The organism is Hydrogenophaga defluvii (assembly GCF_042665235.1).
Taxonomy (GTDB): Bacteria; Pseudomonadota; Gammaproteobacteria; order Burkholderiales; family Burkholderiaceae_C; genus Hydrogenophaga; species Hydrogenophaga defluvii_A.
The window spans coordinates 107,424-125,679 of record NZ_JBHTBZ010000017.1; the positions used below are offsets into that span (position 1 = coordinate 107,424).

Annotated in this window: 12 protein-coding genes and 2 tRNA genes; 7 read left to right on the forward strand and 7 right to left on the reverse strand. The window is 58.7% G+C overall.

Annotated elements, in window-relative coordinates; all coding sequences use genetic code 11:
- Positions 1–229 precede the first annotated feature (229 nt).
- Positions 230–3,562, forward strand: coding sequence for a hypothetical protein (locus tag ACFQU0_RS08665; RefSeq protein WP_382199807.1), 3,333 nt, complete (start codon positions 230–232; stop codon positions 3,560–3,562).
- A 201-nt stretch (positions 3,563–3,763) separates the two neighbouring features.
- On the forward strand, positions 3,764–5,758 hold the full coding sequence (locus ACFQU0_RS08670; RefSeq protein WP_382199809.1) for a hypothetical protein: 1,995 nt from the start codon (positions 3,764–3,766) through the stop codon (positions 5,756–5,758).
- A gap of 340 nt (positions 5,759–6,098) precedes the next feature.
- Here the strand turns inward: ACFQU0_RS08670 and ACFQU0_RS08675 are convergent, their stop codons facing one another.
- The 6 genes from ACFQU0_RS08675 to ACFQU0_RS08700 all read right to left on the reverse strand — a co-directional run bounded on the left by ACFQU0_RS08675 (position 6,099) and on the right by ACFQU0_RS08700 (position 11,779).
- Positions 6,099–6,980: a plasmid partitioning protein RepB C-terminal domain-containing protein gene (locus ACFQU0_RS08675; protein WP_382199811.1), complete on the reverse strand. Its 882-nt coding sequence runs from the start codon at positions 6,978–6,980 to the stop codon at positions 6,099–6,101.
- Complete coding sequence (locus tag ACFQU0_RS08680; RefSeq protein ID WP_382199812.1) at positions 6,977–7,879, reverse strand: plasmid partitioning protein RepB C-terminal domain-containing protein; 903 nt, start codon at positions 7,877–7,879, stop codon at positions 6,977–6,979. Before ACFQU0_RS08680 ends, ACFQU0_RS08675 begins: the two co-directional genes overlap by 4 nt.
- Complete coding sequence (locus ACFQU0_RS08685; protein ID WP_382199814.1) at positions 7,876–9,444, reverse strand: recombinase family protein; 1,569 nt, start codon at positions 9,442–9,444, stop codon at positions 7,876–7,878. The genes ACFQU0_RS08680 and ACFQU0_RS08685 overlap by 4 nt, the downstream gene beginning before the upstream one ends.
- A 181-nt stretch (positions 9,445–9,625) precedes the next feature.
- On the reverse strand, positions 9,626–10,069 hold the full coding sequence (locus ACFQU0_RS08690; protein ID WP_382199816.1) for a mediator of RNA polymerase II transcription subunit 7: 444 nt from the start codon (positions 10,067–10,069) through the stop codon (positions 9,626–9,628).
- A gap of 140 nt (positions 10,070–10,209) precedes the next feature.
- Entirely contained in the window at positions 10,210–10,719 is a 510-nt protein-coding gene (locus ACFQU0_RS08695; RefSeq protein WP_382199818.1) for a PIN domain-containing protein, read from the reverse strand.
- Positions 10,700–11,779 (reverse strand): helix-turn-helix domain-containing protein, encoded by a 1,080-nt coding sequence (locus ACFQU0_RS08700; RefSeq protein ID WP_382199820.1) that lies wholly within the window; start codon positions 11,777–11,779, stop codon positions 10,700–10,702. Before ACFQU0_RS08700 ends, ACFQU0_RS08695 begins: the two co-directional genes overlap by 20 nt.
- Before the next feature lie 371 nt (positions 11,780–12,150).
- Between ACFQU0_RS08700 and ACFQU0_RS08705 the strand changes: the two genes are divergently transcribed.
- The 5 genes from ACFQU0_RS08705 (at position 12,151) to ACFQU0_RS08725 (ending at position 17,251) form a co-directional block, all read left to right on the forward strand.
- A tRNA-Gly gene (locus ACFQU0_RS08705) sits at positions 12,151–12,226 on the forward strand.
- Between the two features lie 17 nt (positions 12,227–12,243).
- Positions 12,244–12,318 (forward strand) — tRNA-Thr (locus tag ACFQU0_RS08710).
- A 105-nt stretch (positions 12,319–12,423) separates the two neighbouring features.
- A complete protein-coding gene (locus tag ACFQU0_RS08715) occupies positions 12,424–13,185 on the forward strand; it encodes a galactosyltransferase-related protein (protein WP_382199822.1) in 762 nt (253 codons plus the stop codon).
- A 30-nt stretch (positions 13,186–13,215) separates the two neighbouring features.
- Positions 13,216–14,319 carry an MraY family glycosyltransferase gene (locus tag ACFQU0_RS08720; RefSeq protein ID WP_382199824.1) on the forward strand — a complete coding sequence of 368 codons (1,104 nt, stop codon included), beginning with the start codon at positions 13,216–13,218 and terminating at the stop codon, positions 14,317–14,319.
- A 151-nt stretch (positions 14,320–14,470) separates the two neighbouring features.
- A complete protein-coding gene (locus ACFQU0_RS08725) occupies positions 14,471–17,251 on the forward strand; it encodes a S8 family peptidase (protein ID WP_382199826.1) in 2,781 nt (926 codons plus the stop codon).
- Positions 17,252–17,285: 34 nt separating this feature from the next.
- Here the strand turns inward: ACFQU0_RS08725 and ACFQU0_RS08730 are convergent, their stop codons facing one another.
- Positions 17,286–18,218 (reverse strand): exopolyphosphatase, encoded by a 933-nt coding sequence (locus tag ACFQU0_RS08730; protein WP_382199828.1) that lies wholly within the window; start codon positions 18,216–18,218, stop codon positions 17,286–17,288.
- Positions 18,219–18,256 lie beyond the last annotated feature (38 nt).

An 18,256-nucleotide genomic window follows, 5' to 3' on the forward strand; every position in this document is an offset into this window, starting at 1 on the left:
TGTGATTACCAAAAGCAAAGGCGGTAGCAGATGATCGTCAGGACTATTGAGCATGATGAAAGCAGGCAAGACCACCCCCGACATACCTCGCGCACATTGACTCATTGACGCTGCCGCATGCTTCCGGACGAACGGATTAATAATGACAGAACGATCTAACAAAACACCTCAACCAAAACGACCGTGGTCCATAGCATCTCTGCTTCGTCAAGAAGAGCGGGAATGGTTTATGAGCAACGACCTTCGCCGACGTATGCGTTACGGCTGGTTTGGTCGAGAGATACTCAAGGGGACCGAACAACCACTTCGGTATGCGATATCACTGGTCAGTCTTCTCGTTCTTATTGTTGCCAATGGATATCTTATTCCTGAGAACTGGTTTGTTGGCCGCTGGTCATCATGGGGCCCGGCAGAGCAGCTGAGCTATTTCACTACCCTCTGGGGAATCCAAGCCACTATTGCTGCGTTGGTATATCCGTTTGTGATTTCTTTCGTCACTCTGCTTCTACAACGGCGACCGGCCTCAAAAGCCTTTCTGCAGATATATCTTATCGATTCTGGTGCGTTGGTCGCTGGGCTGAGTTCTCTCTTTCTTGTTTTGTCGATGACTTTTGAGTACGTTTTGCTTGCTAGGTACTCGCTCGGATATGCGGTGACATGGGTTGCGGTCAATTCTGTCTGGTTTTTCTATAACGTAGTTCTGACCATCTGGTTTCTGTTCCGCACCGTTGAGTTTCTCCGCACCGACTTCCAGATGGAGGTGGTGAAGCGCTACGCGATCAATGTCGCGCTACCCCGCGAGGTGGCGAACTTACTAAGATTTCAGCTTTTTGCGAACGCTCAGAAGAATGGATGGATCCTCGGCCCTGATTATCTGGACGATGAGGCCGAAGGCAAACCACAAGTGCTCATGCGTTCCTTTGGGCTTCGCATGGGCGCGCCGGCTGTTGAGATGCGCTTGCACGAACGCTCGCGCCTTTCGAATGTGCTCTATTGGCCACTTCGGATCGCGGTTAGCGGCTGGCTCAAGACTGCTCAGAAGAGTTTCGTGTCAGGAAATGGAAGCATTCTGGACAAGCCGAAGTCTGCCCTGCTAATTCTGCCAGTGGTGCCAGGTGGCGTCTATGAAACTCCTATCGCATTGGCTCGAGTGGATGGCGGACCACAGTTATCGAGGTTGCAACGCTTACTCGTAAGTATGAGCTTCCGATTCACGCCAATCCGGGCTGAGCGGCGGCATGTCAGTTCCGCAGACATCCTTGCAGAGCTTGAGACAGATGCACGTGTCTCGGCGGCAAACGGAGATGTGTCGGCCTTCGAGGATGCATATGAGAACGTCACGACAATGCACACGTCACTACTCGGTGCCAGCCTTGCAAAGTCCGATGAGGGCGAAACAGGTAGTTGGGCTCTGATTCCTGACGTTCACAGATTTGCCGATCGCCCGCTCCACACACACTGGACAAATACGTACCGATCGATCTTCGATGCTGCAGTAAGCCTTCTACCAAAGGAATCGCGACCTCTGAAACGGTTGTGCCATGTCGTCCAGCACCTTGATGGTCCGTTCGTTCACGAATCCCCGGTGGAGATTCGTGACGATCTTATGCTTCTGCCTCCTCGGCTTATGTATGCACTTGAGAAGTGGTGGTCTCAACGACTAGAGGAACAGGGAGTTATGGAGCACGGGCAAAATCGGATGGCGCTACTTCGTCCCCCGCTACAGGGGGCATACGAAGAAACGCTCGTGCATTTCGTGGGTGGCTGGGATTCAGCAAGAGCGACCCTTGCATCCCTTCCTGACCGAGATGAACAGTTCGCTTGGTCAGAGGCAAAGGCCCCGTTGGAACTCAACATGAGGCACATTAACCAAACTGGGCTGATGCTGCTCAAGGCCGTAGCGCGGGGTGACCAAGCAGCTGCTGAGTGGATGGCCGATGTACTGTCAAAGTGGTGGGCCAACGCATCACACTATGACCATGAGCCATTTGTACTTTATGGGAAGTCGGATTTCATTACCATTGAATCCGTCAAGCAGCAGTGGTCCATCATCGAACAGTCACTCGGTCTTGACGAAAATGACTATCGCTTCATCCGTAATGACCAGAGCGGTTTGCAGCGGCACGTTTTTCTTGCTGCGATCAGAAACTACTGGCGGGATATCAGCCTCCTGACGATTGAGATTCTGCTGTCTTGGGCTGCGAGCGAAGACGAGAACCTCGACGAGTCCTCGCTTGCACTTTACGTTGCGGCCGGCCTCCTGAGTGGACGGCATTGGCGAGCAGGGGGACGTACCGATGACTCGTTGAGCGCGTTCTCCGCGTCCGGTTACCTTGCCGCGAAAGCTAGGCAGCACGCGGCGGACAGTACCTACCGACAGGGATACATTGCCCGACTGGACAGCTTCGTGGACAGCGCAAAGGATATCCTCCGCCCGGATATGGTGCCGGGCCGTATCTACTCGTACTCGGGGGCAGACGACGTCGAGTCGCTTCAGGAAGCTCAGCTTGTCCTCATTGCGGTACTCTCTTCAGCAGATTGGAAACCAGGCGAATCGCTGCGGCGTCAGCTGGCCACCTGGATATCATCCAGTTTCACTAGCACAGAGATCCTGAAGAGCCGGGCATCCGCGATGAAGTCGCGCCTAGATGAAGTCGGCGATGGGCTTTGTGCGGAGCTGGTCGATCGCATGCTTCAAAGAACCAATAAAGCACACACCAGAATCCAAGGTGTTGCCAGAGCAAAAGGTGGCATCAATGCTCTGCTGGATGAGATTGCAGGACTCCAGAGCGATGCCGTTGCAAGCGCACAGGTCAGTGCTCAAAGGCTTAGGGAAATTGAAGATGCCGCTTCAAAACAAGGATTCGATGCAGCAACAGGCGAGTTCCCTATTCAGCTTTTTAAAGACGTCATTCACGATTCCGTTTCCAGAGAGGCATTCACGCTGACCATTTCCAAGCAGCGGAAAGGCGAGTTTACCGAGATCGAGATGGCGCAACGTGCAGTTAATGAAGACGAGTATTACGCGAAGACCATTGCAAACCACGTTGGCGCGTTGCTGCTATCTGATGTCGTTCGTCAGTGCAAAATTAGAGATGTTATTGCTCCAGACGCGAACGCCTACTGGGCAGCATTGAAAGACGAAGCTCGTCACCTCACTGACCAAGGACTTACGCCACTTCTGATTCTCGATAACCCCACACGGCCTGATTGGGTATGGGAATGGCAATACCCGGAAATGGATGGAGCCTATCCTCGACCAGCAGATATTGCTATTCGGCAAGAAAAAGACGGGCGCGGTGACGGGTACATCTGCGACCTGAACGATATTCAAGTTTTTTCTGGGCCGGTGGTACCCGGAGGATCGCTACTTCTTGCACGTGAGACGTTCTCCTGCGTCGGCTTCAGAGAGTACCGCAAAGCGGTTTTCGTAAAAGCTGAAACGGTGGAAGTGGCTGAGTCGAAAACATTGGTTGACCTGAGGCTTTCATTCGAGCGAGCTGTCGATGTGGAGTTTCCGAGTATCGTGCGCATCCGCTATGAAGATCACGTATCTGATTGAATTCAAGGACATCAAACGTGAAGTCATAGATGCCGACAATTACATGGAATAGTTCTTTCTTGATGAGGCGACTGCACTTTTTGCCGGTCACTGGCCCTGCGCCACGTGCCGACGCGACCGATACGACGCGTTTCTTTCCGCTTGAACTGTCGGCAATCGGAATGGCACAAAGCTGCTGGCTGGCGATGTGGATTTGACTTCATGAGCCTTCAGCACAAAACGGAGGTGATCAAGTCCTCCGAACGATCGCTCCGAGTGCCATCTTCACATGATCTGGTTATGGCCTGGGCAGTCGATCAGGATACTGACCAGCCCCGGTACATCCTTCAGCTGGATGCCGCACATCGTGGTGGCAAGTCCAACTGCAAATGCCCGAGTTGTGATTTGCCCCTTGTTGCGGTCAACGCAGCGAAAGCAGTGTTTCAGAAGCGCCCGCATTTTCGCCACCCTGAAGGTGCGGCACGCGAGCGGTGCGTTATCGTTGCTGCGCGTAAGGCACTGACTGAAATTTTTGGCCAACAGGACCGCATTGTTCTGCCGCGCCGGCGTCGTTCGCGGAACGTCGAGGGGTTGAGCGGCCGCTATTTTGATGCTTGGGTTGAGCGACCATCGGAATCAGTCCGCATCAACGAATGCACGTTCCGGGACGAGGCGACGGCCATTTTGACCCTTGATGACGGGCGCCGGTTGGTAGTCCGGCTCGTTGGGCATGGTGAGGTTTCGCACCTGGAAGGCGATGAGTCATTGCTGGCGCGGATCGAACTCGAGGTCGATGACCCGGCGATTGCGATGATGTCGCCCGAGGAAATCTTTGAGCGCTTAGAGCTTGCCTGGTCTGGCGCGTGTTGGGCACAGCATTGGGTGGATGCCGATCTGGATCGTGACGCGGAGGCGAAAGCACGTGCCAGCGCGGCTGAAGCGCTCGACTGGCTTGAACAGACGGATTTGCCAAATAGCCAGGGGCCGGCGGAACGACGCGAGACTCTGCTGCATCGGGAGGTAAAAGCGATTCTGGAGCGCGAAAAGCGGATTTGCTTACCGGGTCTGCATGTCGAAGCGCAGTGGCGGCGCAGCAATGGCTTCGTTGATCGGAGGACATGGTCTGAGCCGGCCTCCGAAGTTGAACTGACCTCTGTTGAACTCGAAGTGCATCTCGGTTGCTCGGTGCCGGACGTGATCGCGACCTGGGTAGATGACGATCGCTGGACGCATTCCATTTTGATCGAGGTAACGGTGACGAACCCGATTGGAGAGGAGCGGATCGATCGCTTGTCGTCGTTCGGTTTTCCGGTCCTTGAGATCGACATCGGGCGCATGGGAGGCAAGGTGACACGTGAGGAATTCTCGCGTCTGGTCGTTGACGAAATTGCCGGCAAGCGTTGGCTCTATCACCCAACTCTAGATGAGGAAGAGGGACACCTGCTCGCGGATATGAAGCGCGAATCAGATGAGCTGGACGTAGCGGCGCGCAAGCGGCAAGAAATATTGAATATTCCAGCGGCGGATTGGGGACTACGATATCTCCAGGCATTGCAGCAGCGTTGGCAGGAACAATTAGCTGCCAGCGATGACATAAATGGCGGCGAAGCATGGCAGAAAGCACAGGATGCGCTATTGGCGGCGGCAAACGCCCTCGAGACTCATGGGTACCTTATTGCCCCATTGATGGACGAAAACCCACTGCGAACCATCATCGCAAGGCTCTTGTCGATTCGCTGTGGTACCGGGGTTGAGTACAAATTCGACAATGCGTGGGCCGTCATTAACGCCATCCGCTGCGACCGGGGCGAGTCCTCGTTGAAGTGGCACACCTTGTACCTGATCGCCGTGCGTACTTACCCCCCAACATTAACCAGTGAGCAGGAGCAGAAAGTTGCAAAATGGCGGGAGACAGTGAAGTCCAGCATCGAAAATGAAGAGCCGGCGTATGTGCGTGACACCGTCTACGACCGATTGCTCGGACTGCTGTTTCCTGAGATGCGGTCAGCGCTGAACAATCCCTTCGGCACGCCACTACAGATTCTCGAAAAGGATTACGACGCAACGGAGGATTTGCCGGAGCCACCGCCAGCCCAGTTCGTGAATTCGAATGACGCATTCTTGCGTGGCAGGGCCTTTTCCGAATGGGCTCAACGCCATCCAGAAGCGGCCAAAGCGTGGTTGAGCAGCCCGGCTGGAAAGACCACCAGGAGGTGAATGGCGGTCAAGGCAATGAGGGAGGCCAACAATATAGTCAGTGTAAAAGTAAGCGTATATAGCTGACAGATAACCGTGAACTTCTCGATGAATTCGGAGTGCCGCTGTTCGCTCATGCGTTCCCACCATTGACGAACGAGCAGGCCAGCGGCAAGCCTGTCAGCCGTCCCCCGGATCACGGGCAGAAACAGGACATCCGTTTCAGGGACGACGGCCCTATTGCATCCGGATTGTTAAAGATCCACATATAGCCCACACGGGCAGCACTACGACCCTCTACACGGAGGGATTTTCAAGCTGGTTATTGATCGAGTGCGCGTCTGGCGTCAGAGTGCATTCACTATTTATCCAGTGACGTCGTTTGTACGATGCCGGAAAACTCGCGCAGAATTTCAGGGTGGTTTTGGGACAAGAAGCGGATCACCGCTTCGTTGTCCAGCAACTTGGTCAAGTAACCCTTGGCAAGTACCAGATTGAGAACGTCCTGACCATAGGACTGCTCGACCAATTTGAACTGCCCCTCGAGATTCGCCATTTCGCGCTCCATCTTTGCCATTTGATCGGCCGTAACACCCTTTAGCTTCTTTGGCACACCTTCATTCACCAGCATGTTGCCGGGCGTTGCCGCCAGCAGCGCTTGGGCGTAAGACACGGTGATGTTGTTGGTGGCCACCATCAGTTCCACGCACTCCACCTGCCGGGTCGGTTTCAATTTGCGCAGTACTGGGCTCAAATTGGCGGAGAAAATCTTGTCCTTGAGTAGTCGAACGGCCTCTGCACAGATGCCGTCCAGCAGATTGATTTTCTTGGTGATGTGCTCAATGTCCAGTTCCAGCGATTTCGCCAGGCGTGCTGGCGTGACTCCACGCTCCACGGCGCGACGGATCATGAAATGTTCCTGAATGGTCGATAGCCGGTTGATTCGGTTGTTGTAGGTGTAGCTCTCATCGTCCTTGGCGATCAGGCACAGGGCTTCGCTGAACCCTAATTGCTGCATCGCTAACATTCGGATATGCCCATCCAACAGCAGGTGCATGCCGGTGGCCTTGTCCGCCTTGGCGATGGTCAGGGGTTCGATCAGCCCGATTGCATCGATGGAAGAAATGATCTGTTTGAATTTCCTGGAGTTGGCAAGACCGTCTGGAGGCTTACGTGATGGCAGCAGTTTGTCAAAAGCAACCGTTATTGGGTCAGGAATAAATCCAAGGTGCATCTCAGTCATGTGGTGCTCCCCCCGGGCCAGACACGTTCGGCAATGTGTTTGGGCAATGTTTCCAGCCCTTCAGCACGCAGCAAATTGGTGAAGTTCTCATCAGCTAAGAGATGGCGCATCGCTTCCACCACAAACAGCAATCGCTGCTGGGCAAACTCCGCCTTTTTGACCATGAGCTTTTGGCGCTCGACCTCCTTTTGGTAGGTGCGCACCAGGCTTGAAGAGGTGACATCCGGAACTTTCCGAGGCGTCCCTCGGGCAATTGTCCGTCCCAGAGACCTACGCTTCTCGATGACCTTGCGCGCCTGAATCAGGTGATTTCCACGCAGTTGCCCGCTCTCATACGCCTCCTGCAAAGCCGCTTGAATATCCTTATCGTTGCTGCCGGCGCCTGCAATGGTCAAGGCGGCATTGAGTGGAATGCGTCCTTTTTCCACCGCAATCAGCAGCCGCTCTTCACCATTCTTGAGTAGTTGCAAAATGCCATAGACGTAGTCCTCTCCGAGGCCCGTTTTCAGCGCGATCGCTTTTTTGTCGTAACCCTGGTCACGCAATTTTTCAATGCCTGCCAGCAGTTCCAGAGTGCGTCCTTGGCGGCGAGCAATGTTTTCCGCCAGGCTCATAATGAAGGCGTCCTCATCACTTACATCGACCACCATCGCTGGAATCGTCGTTTCGCCCAGTGATTTGAATGCATTGAGCCTGCCTTCACCGCAAATCAGCATGAACTTTTCATTGCCATCCGCGTCGGTTCGCGGTGTCACGGTGATGGGCTTTTTCAGGCCGATATCCTTGATATTGCCCACGATCTCGGCGAAGACTTTGCCATTACGGTCACGCGAGTTGAGTACCTCGATCTTGTCGATCGGAATCATTTGCAAGTTGCTGGAGGGGGGCTCTTTTTTCATGCTGCTCTCCTAACCCGTGTGCGTTCGGCCATGCCATAGAGGAAATCCATGCTGTCGAACCGGTAACTCTCGAACTCGATCCCATTGTGTTCAGCCAAGCTGATGCGTGGCTGGCCGAAATCCAGTTGCGGCAGGAGGTAGTAGTCGAGGGCGGTTTGGTTGGAATGGTCCAGGCGCACCGCCACTGTGATGTCCGGCCGCAGACTGGTATCGAAACGGACCTTCCACCGATGACCACCAGCTTCGGTGGTGTGGCAGCGAACCACCACTACTGAAACGCTGAACTCTTGGTTGACTCGCAGCAGATCGGTCGCGGGATCGCGGACGACCAGTCCGCCAATTTCGCTGATTTGCGCCTCTGTATCTGCCACGATGACCGGATGCACCCGGCGCAGGAGGCGATTGACCTCCAGATAGTGATAATCCCGGTCGGGCGTGAAGCCGACCATCTGGTAGGCACGTATCAGGCTGCCAAAGCGATTCATATAGACAGCGGCCGAAGGCATGTTTTCGGTCTCGTCGATGATCAACCCTGACAGGAGTCCACGATTTTCGTAGAGGGCACGCAGCCGCTCGATCAACTCCTCGTCGGTGTAGCGCCGATTTCGTTCTCGGATAATGCCCTGTGCCGTGTAGAACAAGTCAGGTTGAACGATGGGCTCGAAGGCCGCCTCCTTCTTGATCCACATCTCCCTGGGATTGGCGACCCGGGTTTTCTTGAGCTTGAAGGAGATCCGGTTATAGACGTTGTTGCCGATGTACTTCTCATTGGTCAGGATTTCCTGGACGGTGGCACGGGTCCATTCGCGACCCAGGTCGGTTTTCACCTTCATTGCGTTGAGCCGGCCAGCGATCTCGGAGGTCGAGATGCCGTGATCGATAAACCATTGGTAGATCAGGTTGACGGTGCGGACCTCATCGTCCGGGCCGGGCATCAGGATCACGCGGTCGGTCTGCAAACTTTTGTGCTCGCCGCGCGCAAGCTCGCTTTTCACGGATCCGTTCTGATCGACCAGGATGCGGCGCAGGCCATAGCCGGCCGGGCCGCCCTGACGATAGCCAAGCTCGATCAGGCGGCATTGGCCAGCGAACACTTTGGTCGATAGTTCCCGGCTGTATTCGCCAGCCATTGCCCGTTTGACGCCTTTGACGATGGTCGAGACCGGTGAGCCATCGTTCTCGAACTGCTCGGCGCAGTAAGCGACCTGAATGCCGGCGCGGCGGCAAATGTACTCGTAGTAGGCGCTTTCGTCCGCGTCCTGGAAGCGGCCCCAGCGGCTGACGTCGTAGACCAGGATGACCTGGAAGTCCGCCGCCCCGGTTTCGACATCCTTGATCAGCTGTTGCAGTGCCTGCCGGCCATCGATGCGCAGACCACTCTTGCCAGCATCAGCGTAGGTCCTGATGATTTCGATGCCGCGTCGGGCCGCATATTCACGAATCTTGTCGGCCTGATTCTCCGTCGAGTACTGCTGGTGCTCGGTGGACATTCGCACGTACTCAGCGGCCCGGAATAGGGATGCCTGGGTTTGCCCCTCGCCATTTGTGTTTTCTTGTTCTTGCATCGCCGCGCTGCTCCCTTACATGCGAAAAGATGCCTCTCGAACATCGGGCGTCACTTCGCGACGAGTGGTTGGTCAAGGCATACACGGGTCGAGTCGGATTCGGATGCTCAATGGTTCGAGAACGCACATGCGAGAAGTTAACAGGCGGCAGCGGTGCCGCCGATCACGTCCTCATTTGCAATCACACGTCTTCATCGACCCGAGCCATTGTTAGCGTGGTGATTTCGACAATCCACGTCTGGCCGCCAATCGCCCCATCCTCAAGGATTTGCGCCATTCGGTAGCGGCCTGATGGCGGGGTGATCAACGCGTGTGACACGTCCTCATTTGCAATCACCGTCGTGCGCTGTTTTTGATTGCGTTGCTGCTGTAGATTGCGGTTGCGCTCAACGTAGGCAGGATTCTCATCGCGGTACCGTTTCCAATACTCAGGATTTTCGGCGGCCCACGTTTTGCTGGAACGGATGTCGTTGTCGCGGTAATCGGAATCGCCCTGACGTGCTTGCTGTTGCCAACGTCGACGGCGTTCGCGTTGGCATTCCGAGTTGGTGCAGTATTTCTGATTCGGGTTTTGAGGCCGAGGGGTGAAAGTGCAGCCACATGCATTGCAGGTTTTTGTCTCCATGCCAGTCTCCAGTAAAAAGACTGTATGGAAACGCCCTCATCGTAGATGGATGGCTATGCTTGGAGAATCACTGGGCGGAGGAAACCAGATTCAACCAGTAGCAGATGGTCGATCTTGATCAGCCGACGAAAACCGCGTGATTAGCGCAACCCGTTTAGTATCTTTTCGGCCTCAGGCCACGGGAGACGACGCTTGCCTTCTTTCATTTTGTCGAGCGCGTTGAAGGCATCGTCTACCGTTAGCAGCTGGTTTTCGATCATCGTGCACAGCAGCCCAATCGTGCCCATGACCGTGACTTGTTCCTTGCTGGCAACAATTCGAAGATTGGCGTCGCCGGTCAGCAACGTGCAAGATTCCTGTTTCGCAAGTGCGAGCGCCAGGTAGTCGTTGTGACCGGGTTTCGATCCATTCTTCGCCGGGAGCGTGTGGTTGTACTGGTTGGGCAACTGTTGGGCATACTTCACAGAGTCACCCGAGACTTCCATGATCTTCAAGCCGAGATCCTCGAGGCCGGGACTGCCTGGCTCGATTTCTTCGTAGTACAGGAGATCGGGGATGCCAAGCTGCACAGGAAGCTGAAAGAGCGTTTCCATCAACGCTCCGGCTTCCATGTCGATCAATATGTTGGCATCACTGATGAGCAGCTGCATCCGACGACTCCAACTGGCGTTCTTTGTGGAAGCGCATCATCGGGATGCCCAACAGTTCAGCCGCCTTGCCCTCTGAGATGTACTGCTCGGCCAAGGCGCGATACACCAGTTGATCGAAAAGTCGTGGATGTTCTTGCGGCAATGGATCGCCCGGTTCAGCCTTGCGCCAGCCCTTGGCAGAAAACCGCTTGACCATCATCAGATGCGCGGCATCGGTGATCACACCGCATTGTTTTGCGCGGTGCAGCCAGCCAGCCATCGACAAGCCGAACTCGTGCTTGAGCACATAAAGCTCTTGCCATTCCAGGGCATGACGTTGCTGCCCTAGCAGTTGGGTTACCGCGACACGCGGTGCCAGAAAAGCGCCCGCGAATCGGTCGCAGGCTTTCTCTTCGTTGATGCCGTCGGCCAGGCGGCCCTCCAGCATCAGGTGCCCAAGTTCGTGAGCTAGCGTAAACCGCTGCCGATCCCCAGGCCAGCGCTTGGAAACCGCTACCACCGGATATTCGCGTCCATCCTCGGTGCGAGCCGTTGCAGTCAAGCCAGAAAAGCCAGGATTCTCCTCATCGACCACGATGACCAGCAATCCCAGACCTTCAAGAGTGTCGGTGAGATCGGCAATTGGGTTCATGCCCAACTGCCATGCGTTGCGTACCTGATCAGAGAATGCCTCGATCGCATCCAGCGACTCCACGTGCTCGGGCAATCCGGCCGGAGGGGCGAACGCCAAGAGGGGAGACTCGGGAAATGCGCCGAGTAGCTCAACACGCTTTTCCACCAGTTCGACGACTTTGATCTTCAGCGCATCCTGTGCCGTTTTGCCGAAGGTTGAGAGCTTCCGGAACTCTGGCTGTAGTAGTTCAACCGTGTGATTACGGAAAAAATACTCGGTACGGATGCCGCAGGCTCGGGCCAGTTTGAGGAGTTGGGAAGACGAGGGGGTCAGAAGGCCCTTCTCGTACTTCTGGATGGCGGTGTGCGAAACGCCGACCTGTTCACCTAAGCCACCCAGCGTCAGTCCTGCTGCCAAGCGTGCTTGACGAATGCGATCTGCAATCATGACGCCCCCCTTGGTTTTGGTTTAAACAAGTCGATATTCTAACAAAAATTTAAACCAAAGAGAAGCCCCCTGTGCCGGGCTGAGGCATGAACATTTCGAGTTTCTTGTGCTCAAGTGGTCTGGAGTTCGATTGCGTTTTGCGGAATCGAACTCGGACATTTCCCTTGGCTGGATTACGGCTCGGTGCGTGGGCGGGGGTGGTAGAAGTGCGAAAAGCCTCCTCAGAAGCCCCTGCAGGCCTCAATCCTTCCTAAAAAACCCGAAATGCTTTAAGATGCTGGTTCTTCAGGTGGAGGTTCTCCACCACCAAAATTTCAAAAAGCCCATCCGCTGGTGGGCTTTTTCTTTGACCCCCGATGTGGTCAAAAAACGCGGGAATAGCTCAGTTGGTAGAGCGCAACCTTGCCAAGGTTGAGGTCGCGAGTTCGAATCTCGTTTCCCGCTCCATCCTTTATTGATGGATGGCCCATGTGGCTCAGTGGTAGAGCACTCCCTTGGTAAGGGAGAGGTCGCGGGTCCGATTCCCGCCATGGGCACCAGCCTTCTCGGCTCCGCGAGCAAACAGGCCAGCAGGCCGTTTGCCTTGAACGTGTGGCCTACACTTTGTGCTGGTGTGGCTGCGCTGGGCAGCCCGCAGGAGTTGCATGTTTCCCGATCACCCCACTTCACCGCCGATCACCGTGTCCGTGGTCAGCCATGGGCATGACGCGTGGTTGCCTCCCTTGCTGCAGGATCTGGCGTCGGTGTCATCGGGCTTGTTGTGTCGGGTGGTGGTGACACACAACCTGCCTGCTTCGCCACTGGCCGTGGGCGGTTTGTCGTTTGAGGTGATCGAGATCCACAACCCCCGGCCATTGGGTTTTGGGGCCAACCACAACCAGGCCTTTGCCCATGTGGCGTCGCCGTTTTTCTGCGTGCTCAATCCCGACATGCGATTGACCGACCCGGCGCTGTGGCCACAGCTGTTGGCGGCGGCCAGCCTGCCGGGCGTCGGTGCGGTGACAGCCACGCTCTTGAACGCGGACGGCAGTGTGCAGGACAACCAGCGTGCCCTTGTCACGCCGTGGGCGCTGTTCCGCCGCCGTGTCCTGCGTCGCCCGGAGCGGGGGGGCGATTGGTACAGCGCCGCCTTGCTCCTGATGCCGTCGTCGGCCTACCGCGCTGTGGGCGGCTTTGATGAGCGCTTCCACATGTATTGCGAGGACGTGGATTTTTGCCTCAGGTTGCAGTTGGCCGGTCTGCGATTGACGCGGGTGCCCGGCACCGCCCAACACCACGCGCAGCGTGACAGCCTGCGCCGCTGGCACGCGCTGGGCTGGCATGTGCACAGCCTGTTGCGACTGTGGTGCAGTGTTGCGTTCTGGCGTTACTGGCTGCAACAGCGGGTGCTGCGCGGGCAGCGATAATCGCGCCACTCAACAAGCCTTGGTGGTGGCATGCCTTTTCTGCTGTTCTTCTGCGCCGCCTTTTCGTTTTTTTTCAGCGCGTGGTTGATTCGCTACGCACGTGGCCACACACAACACTACACCGGCGACATGCCCCAGCGATTTCACTGGGGCCATGTGCCGCGTGTGGGCGGTGTGGCCATGGGAGGCGCCTTGTTGCTGGCGTTTGTGTGGCTTGGGGTGGCCAGTCCCATGGGTTGGCCGCCCCGTGCCAACTTCACCGCGGCTGAACTGCTGGCCTGGGCCGTTGCCACGGGTGTGTCCACGGGCGCCGGGGTGTACGAGGACGTCACGCAGCGGCTCGCGGTGGCGTTCCGTCTTGGACTGACCGCCATGGCCGCTGTGGTGGCCATCTGGGCCATGGACCTGACCGTGCCGCGCCTGGGCTTGCCCTGGGTGGATGGCTGGTGGGCGGCAGCGGTGTGGCCGGGGGTGGCCCTGGCTGTGTTTGCTGTGGCTGGCCTGCCCCACGCCTTCAACCTGATTGACGGCTACAACGGTCTGGCGGGCACCGTGGCCTTGTTGGTCTGCCTCGCACTGGCCTATGTGTCGCTTCAGGTGGGCGACCGGCAGATGATGACCTTGAGTCTGGCGCTGGCCGGCGCCACGGTGGGTTTTCTGGTCTGGAACTACCCGCGCGGCTTGTTGTTTGCGGGCGACGGCGGGGCCTACCTCTGGGGCACGGTGGTCGCGCTGATCAGCATCACGCTGGTGCAGCGCCATCCGCTGGTGTCGCCCTGGTTTCCGGTGCTGCTGCTGATCTACCCGGTCTGGGAGACGCTGTTCTCCATCTTCCGCAAGTCCGCGCGCGGCGTCTCGCCCGGCGTGGCCGATGCGCTGCATTTTCACCAGCTGATCTACCGCCGCATTGTGCGTGGCGTCTTTCACGACGATGAGTCGCGGCGCATGTTGATGCGCAACAACCGCACCTCGCCGTATCTGTGGGGCTTCACCCTGCTCACCGCCGCGCCAGCGGTGCTGTTCTGGCGCCACACCGGCGTGTTGATGGCGATGACGGTGCTGTTTGTGGTCAGCTACCTCTGGGCCTACAGTGCCATCGTCCGGTTCCGTGTGCCTCGTTGGCTGCGACATTGAAAGAATCGTGCGCCAAATCGCAAAATCTATTCAATAATTAATTGACATTTACAATTTAATGGTTAAATTGTGTCAGTTATTGGTTTGTTTCAACAATAAGCAGTGATATCCTGAGTCCGTCTCACATTAATTGACGGTTCTGGGGGGTGTCATGTTTCAACAGTCCATGCGCTGCGGCGCGCACGGGTGGTGGTGGCCATTGGCCGCTGTGTGGTTTTGCGCTGCGCTGGCCGCTTGTGGTGGTGGCGCCACCAGCCCGGTGCCTGCGGGCGAGCCGGTGGACAGTTCCGCCGACACCGTGTTGATCAACAGCAGTGCCGTGGAGGCGCAAACCGATCAGGTGCTGGTGCGGCTCGTGGAGGAGTTGGCCGGCCAGCAGTTCGAGGAGCGCGCCGCCGAATACGCCCGAACCCTGAGCCTGCACAGCGGCGTGACCTTGCGCAGTGTTCGTCGCACCGCCGGCGGCAGTGTGGTGATGGCCTTGCCCAAGGCCATGGGCGAGGCCGAGGTGACGGCCGTGGTTCAGCGGCTGATGGCGAACGAGGCCGTGGCCCACGCCGAGCCCGACATGCGCGTGTGGTCCGACACGCTGGCGCCCAATGATCCGCGATGGGCCGACCAATGGAGTCTGGCATCCGCCACCGTGGTCCGCTCCGGGGTCCAGGCACAAGCCGCGTGGACACTGACCCTGGGCAGCCCGGCCACGGTGGTGGCGGTGCTTGACACTGGCATCCTGCCGCACGCCGATCTGCAAGGGCGCCTGTTGCCGGGCTACGATTTTGTGTCCAACGTCGGGCATGCCAACGACGGCAATGGTCGCGATCCCGATGCGAGCGACCCGGGTGACTGGGTGGATGGCAGCGAGCCCTGGCTGTCAGGTGCCAGCCCGCGCAACAGCGGCTGGCATGGCACCCACGTGGCCGGCATCGTGGCCGCACAGCGCGGCAACGGCGTGGGTGTGGCTGGCATCGATGCGCGGGCGCGGGTGCTGCCGGTTCGCGTATTGGGGCGTGGCGGTGGCTACATCTCCGACGTGGCCGATGGCTTGCGGTGGGCCGTGGGTGCGCCGGTGGCCGGTGCGCCAGCCAACCCCACCCCGGCGCGGGTGGCCAACCTCAGCCTGGGGGCCGCCGGTCACTGCTCCAGCGAAATGCAGGGCGCCCTGGACGAGGCGTGGGCGCGCGGCACTGTGGTGGTCGCTTCCGCCGGCAACCAAGCCCAAAACGTGGCGGGCACCGTGTTGGCCAGTTGCCAGCGTGTGCTGGTGACGGCCGCGCTGGGCAAAGGGGGCGAGCAGGCTTCGTACACCAACTTTGGTGCTGGGGTGGCGATCGCCGCGCCGGGTGGCAATGCGGGCAGCGACACCGGCATCGTGTCCTTGGGCGACAGCGGCAGACAGGGCCCCACGGGCGACAGCAGCTACCTGCGCAAACGTGGCACCAGCATGGCAGCGCCCCACGTGGCGGGCACGGTGTCTTTGATGTTGGCCGCCAACCCGGGCCTGACGCCCACCCAGGTCGGGGCGCTGTTGCGTGCATCCGCGCGACCGTTTGCGCAGGGCACAGGCAACGACTGTGTGCCCGAGCGCTGTGGTGCCGGTGTGCTGGACGCGGCCGCAGCGGTGTCTCTGGCCGCGATGTACCCGGCGCACCGGCCGCTGATCGGCACGGGGCTGACCGCTGAAACCCTGGGCAGCGTGGCACCCGAGGCCGGTTGGTGGCGCGACACGGCCGACGCTTCACGCCAGGCGTTTGTGGACGTGCGTGGCCAGGAGGTGTTGTTGAGCTTGCAATTCCGCGACGCCGCTGGCCGCCCCCTGTGGGCCCACGCGCGGCTGGTGGCAGACGCGGAGGCGGGCGAATGGGTGGGGCGCTTGATTGCCTACGAAGGTGGTGCCGGGCTGAACGGCCCGGCCCGCGCGCCCCAACCTGCGGCCGATATGGGCGAGGTGCGCTGGCGCAAGACGGACGCATTGGCGACGCAGTTGCGCACGCCCATGGGCACCTGGGCCCTGGTGCGCGATCGGTTTGGTTTTGCGAGTGCATCAGCCGATGGGCGCACCGGTGTGTGGTGGGCAGACGAGCGGCCGGGCATGGGCTTCTTGCTCGAACAGCAGGCCGCGCAGGTGCGCATCGGTGTCCATGCGTTTGCCGACAACGGACAGCCGGCCTGGGTTGAAGCGGTGCTCACCCGTGGCGCGGACGGCGTGTTTCGAGGTCAGTGGCAGCAACCCTCGGGCGGCTTGCCCCACCTGCTGCAGCCGCAAGCCGGCGTGGAGGGCGAATGGGCGTGGGTGTCGTCATTCGAGGGGCGGTTGCGCCTGCCGAATGGGCACCAGCTCACCTTGCGGGCGAGTGTGAACGCCGATGTGGCCGAAGCCCACCAACAGTCGGCCAGCCTGCTGGGCATCTGGCGGGCCGACTACGTGGTGGGGCGCAGTTTCAGTGAGCGTTGGACCTTGGCCCACCTGCGCCCCAGCGAGGTGAATGCCGGTGACTACAACGTCTGGGGCATCAACCAGTGGGGCGGCAGCATGGTGGGCGGCTGGAGCAGCCGCTACGCCAACCATTCGCTGTACGCACCCGGCATGGCTTTTGACGATTTCTACCGCTTTCACCTGGTCGATGGCAGGCTCCAGGGCTGCTACCACCACTACCACATTGCCCTGGCAAGCTTGAGCGGCTGTTACCCGTTCACGGCCGCGTCACTGGCGGGGGCGGGCAGCGCGTTGAACAGCTGGCCCACCCTGTCGGTGGGGGGCGTGGGCGACCGCAGCAAAGAAGCGATGTTGCAGGTGACCTTGACCGCACGTGTGCTGACGGAGGCCGCTCTGGAAAACACCCACACGGCCGACGCCGGAACGGGCAAGCCCACTGGCGCCGCAGCCGCTCAGCTGAACGAGTGGCAGCGGCAACTGGGCACCATGCGCTGAAGGCGCAGCCCGGCGCGTTGGCCGGGCGGGCGCTTCAGCCGTCGGCGTTGATGCGTTTGATCAGCGCGGCCAGCACCTCGGCCGCGCGGTCGTTGTCCACCTGGCAGGTGCCGGCGGCCTGGTGACCGCCGCCGCCGTACTGCAGCATCAGCTCGCCCACGTTGGTTTTGCTGCTGCGGTCCAGGATGGACTTGCCGGTGGCAAACACCGTGTTCTGCTTCTGCAGGCCCCACAACACGTGGATGGAAATGTTGGTCTGCGGAAACAGCGCGTAGATCATGAAGCGGTTGGTCGCGTAAATGGTCTCTTCGTTGCGCAGGTCCAGCACCGCCAGATTGCCGTGCACCGTGGTGTTGGCGAGCAACTGGGCCTTGGCCTTGTCGGCGTGTTCGCGGTAGATGTCCACCCGTTCCACGACGTCGGGCAGGGCCAGGATCTGCTCGATGCTGTGGTCGCGGCAGTATTTGATGAGGTCCATCATCAGCTGGTAGTTGCTGATGCGGAAGTTGCGGAAACGGCCCAGACCCGTGCGCGAATCCATCAGATAGTTCAGCAGCGTCCAACCGCTGGGGTTGAGCACCTCGTCGCGGTTGTACTGGGCCGAGTCGGCCTTGTCCACCGCGTCCATCATCTCGTCGCTGATGCGCGGGAAGCGGGCCTTGCCGCCGTAGTGGTCGTACACCACACGCGCGGCAGAGGGCGCAATGGCAGAAATGATGTGGTTGGCCCGCTCGCCGGTGTTGCGGATGGTCTCGGACTCGTGGTGGTCAAAGGCCAGGTGGGCGGCGGCCACATACGGCAGGTTGGTGGTGATGTCGCGCCCTGTGATGGGCACCTTGCCGTCCTGCATGTCCTTGGGGTGGACGAAGGTGATCTCGTCGATCAGCTCCAGCTCGTTGAGCAGCACGGCGCAGACCAGACCGTCGAAGTCGCTGCGGGTGACCAGTCGGAATTTTTGCTCGGCCATGGAACGGGGTCCTCAAAAACAAAAGGCGGTGAATGGTT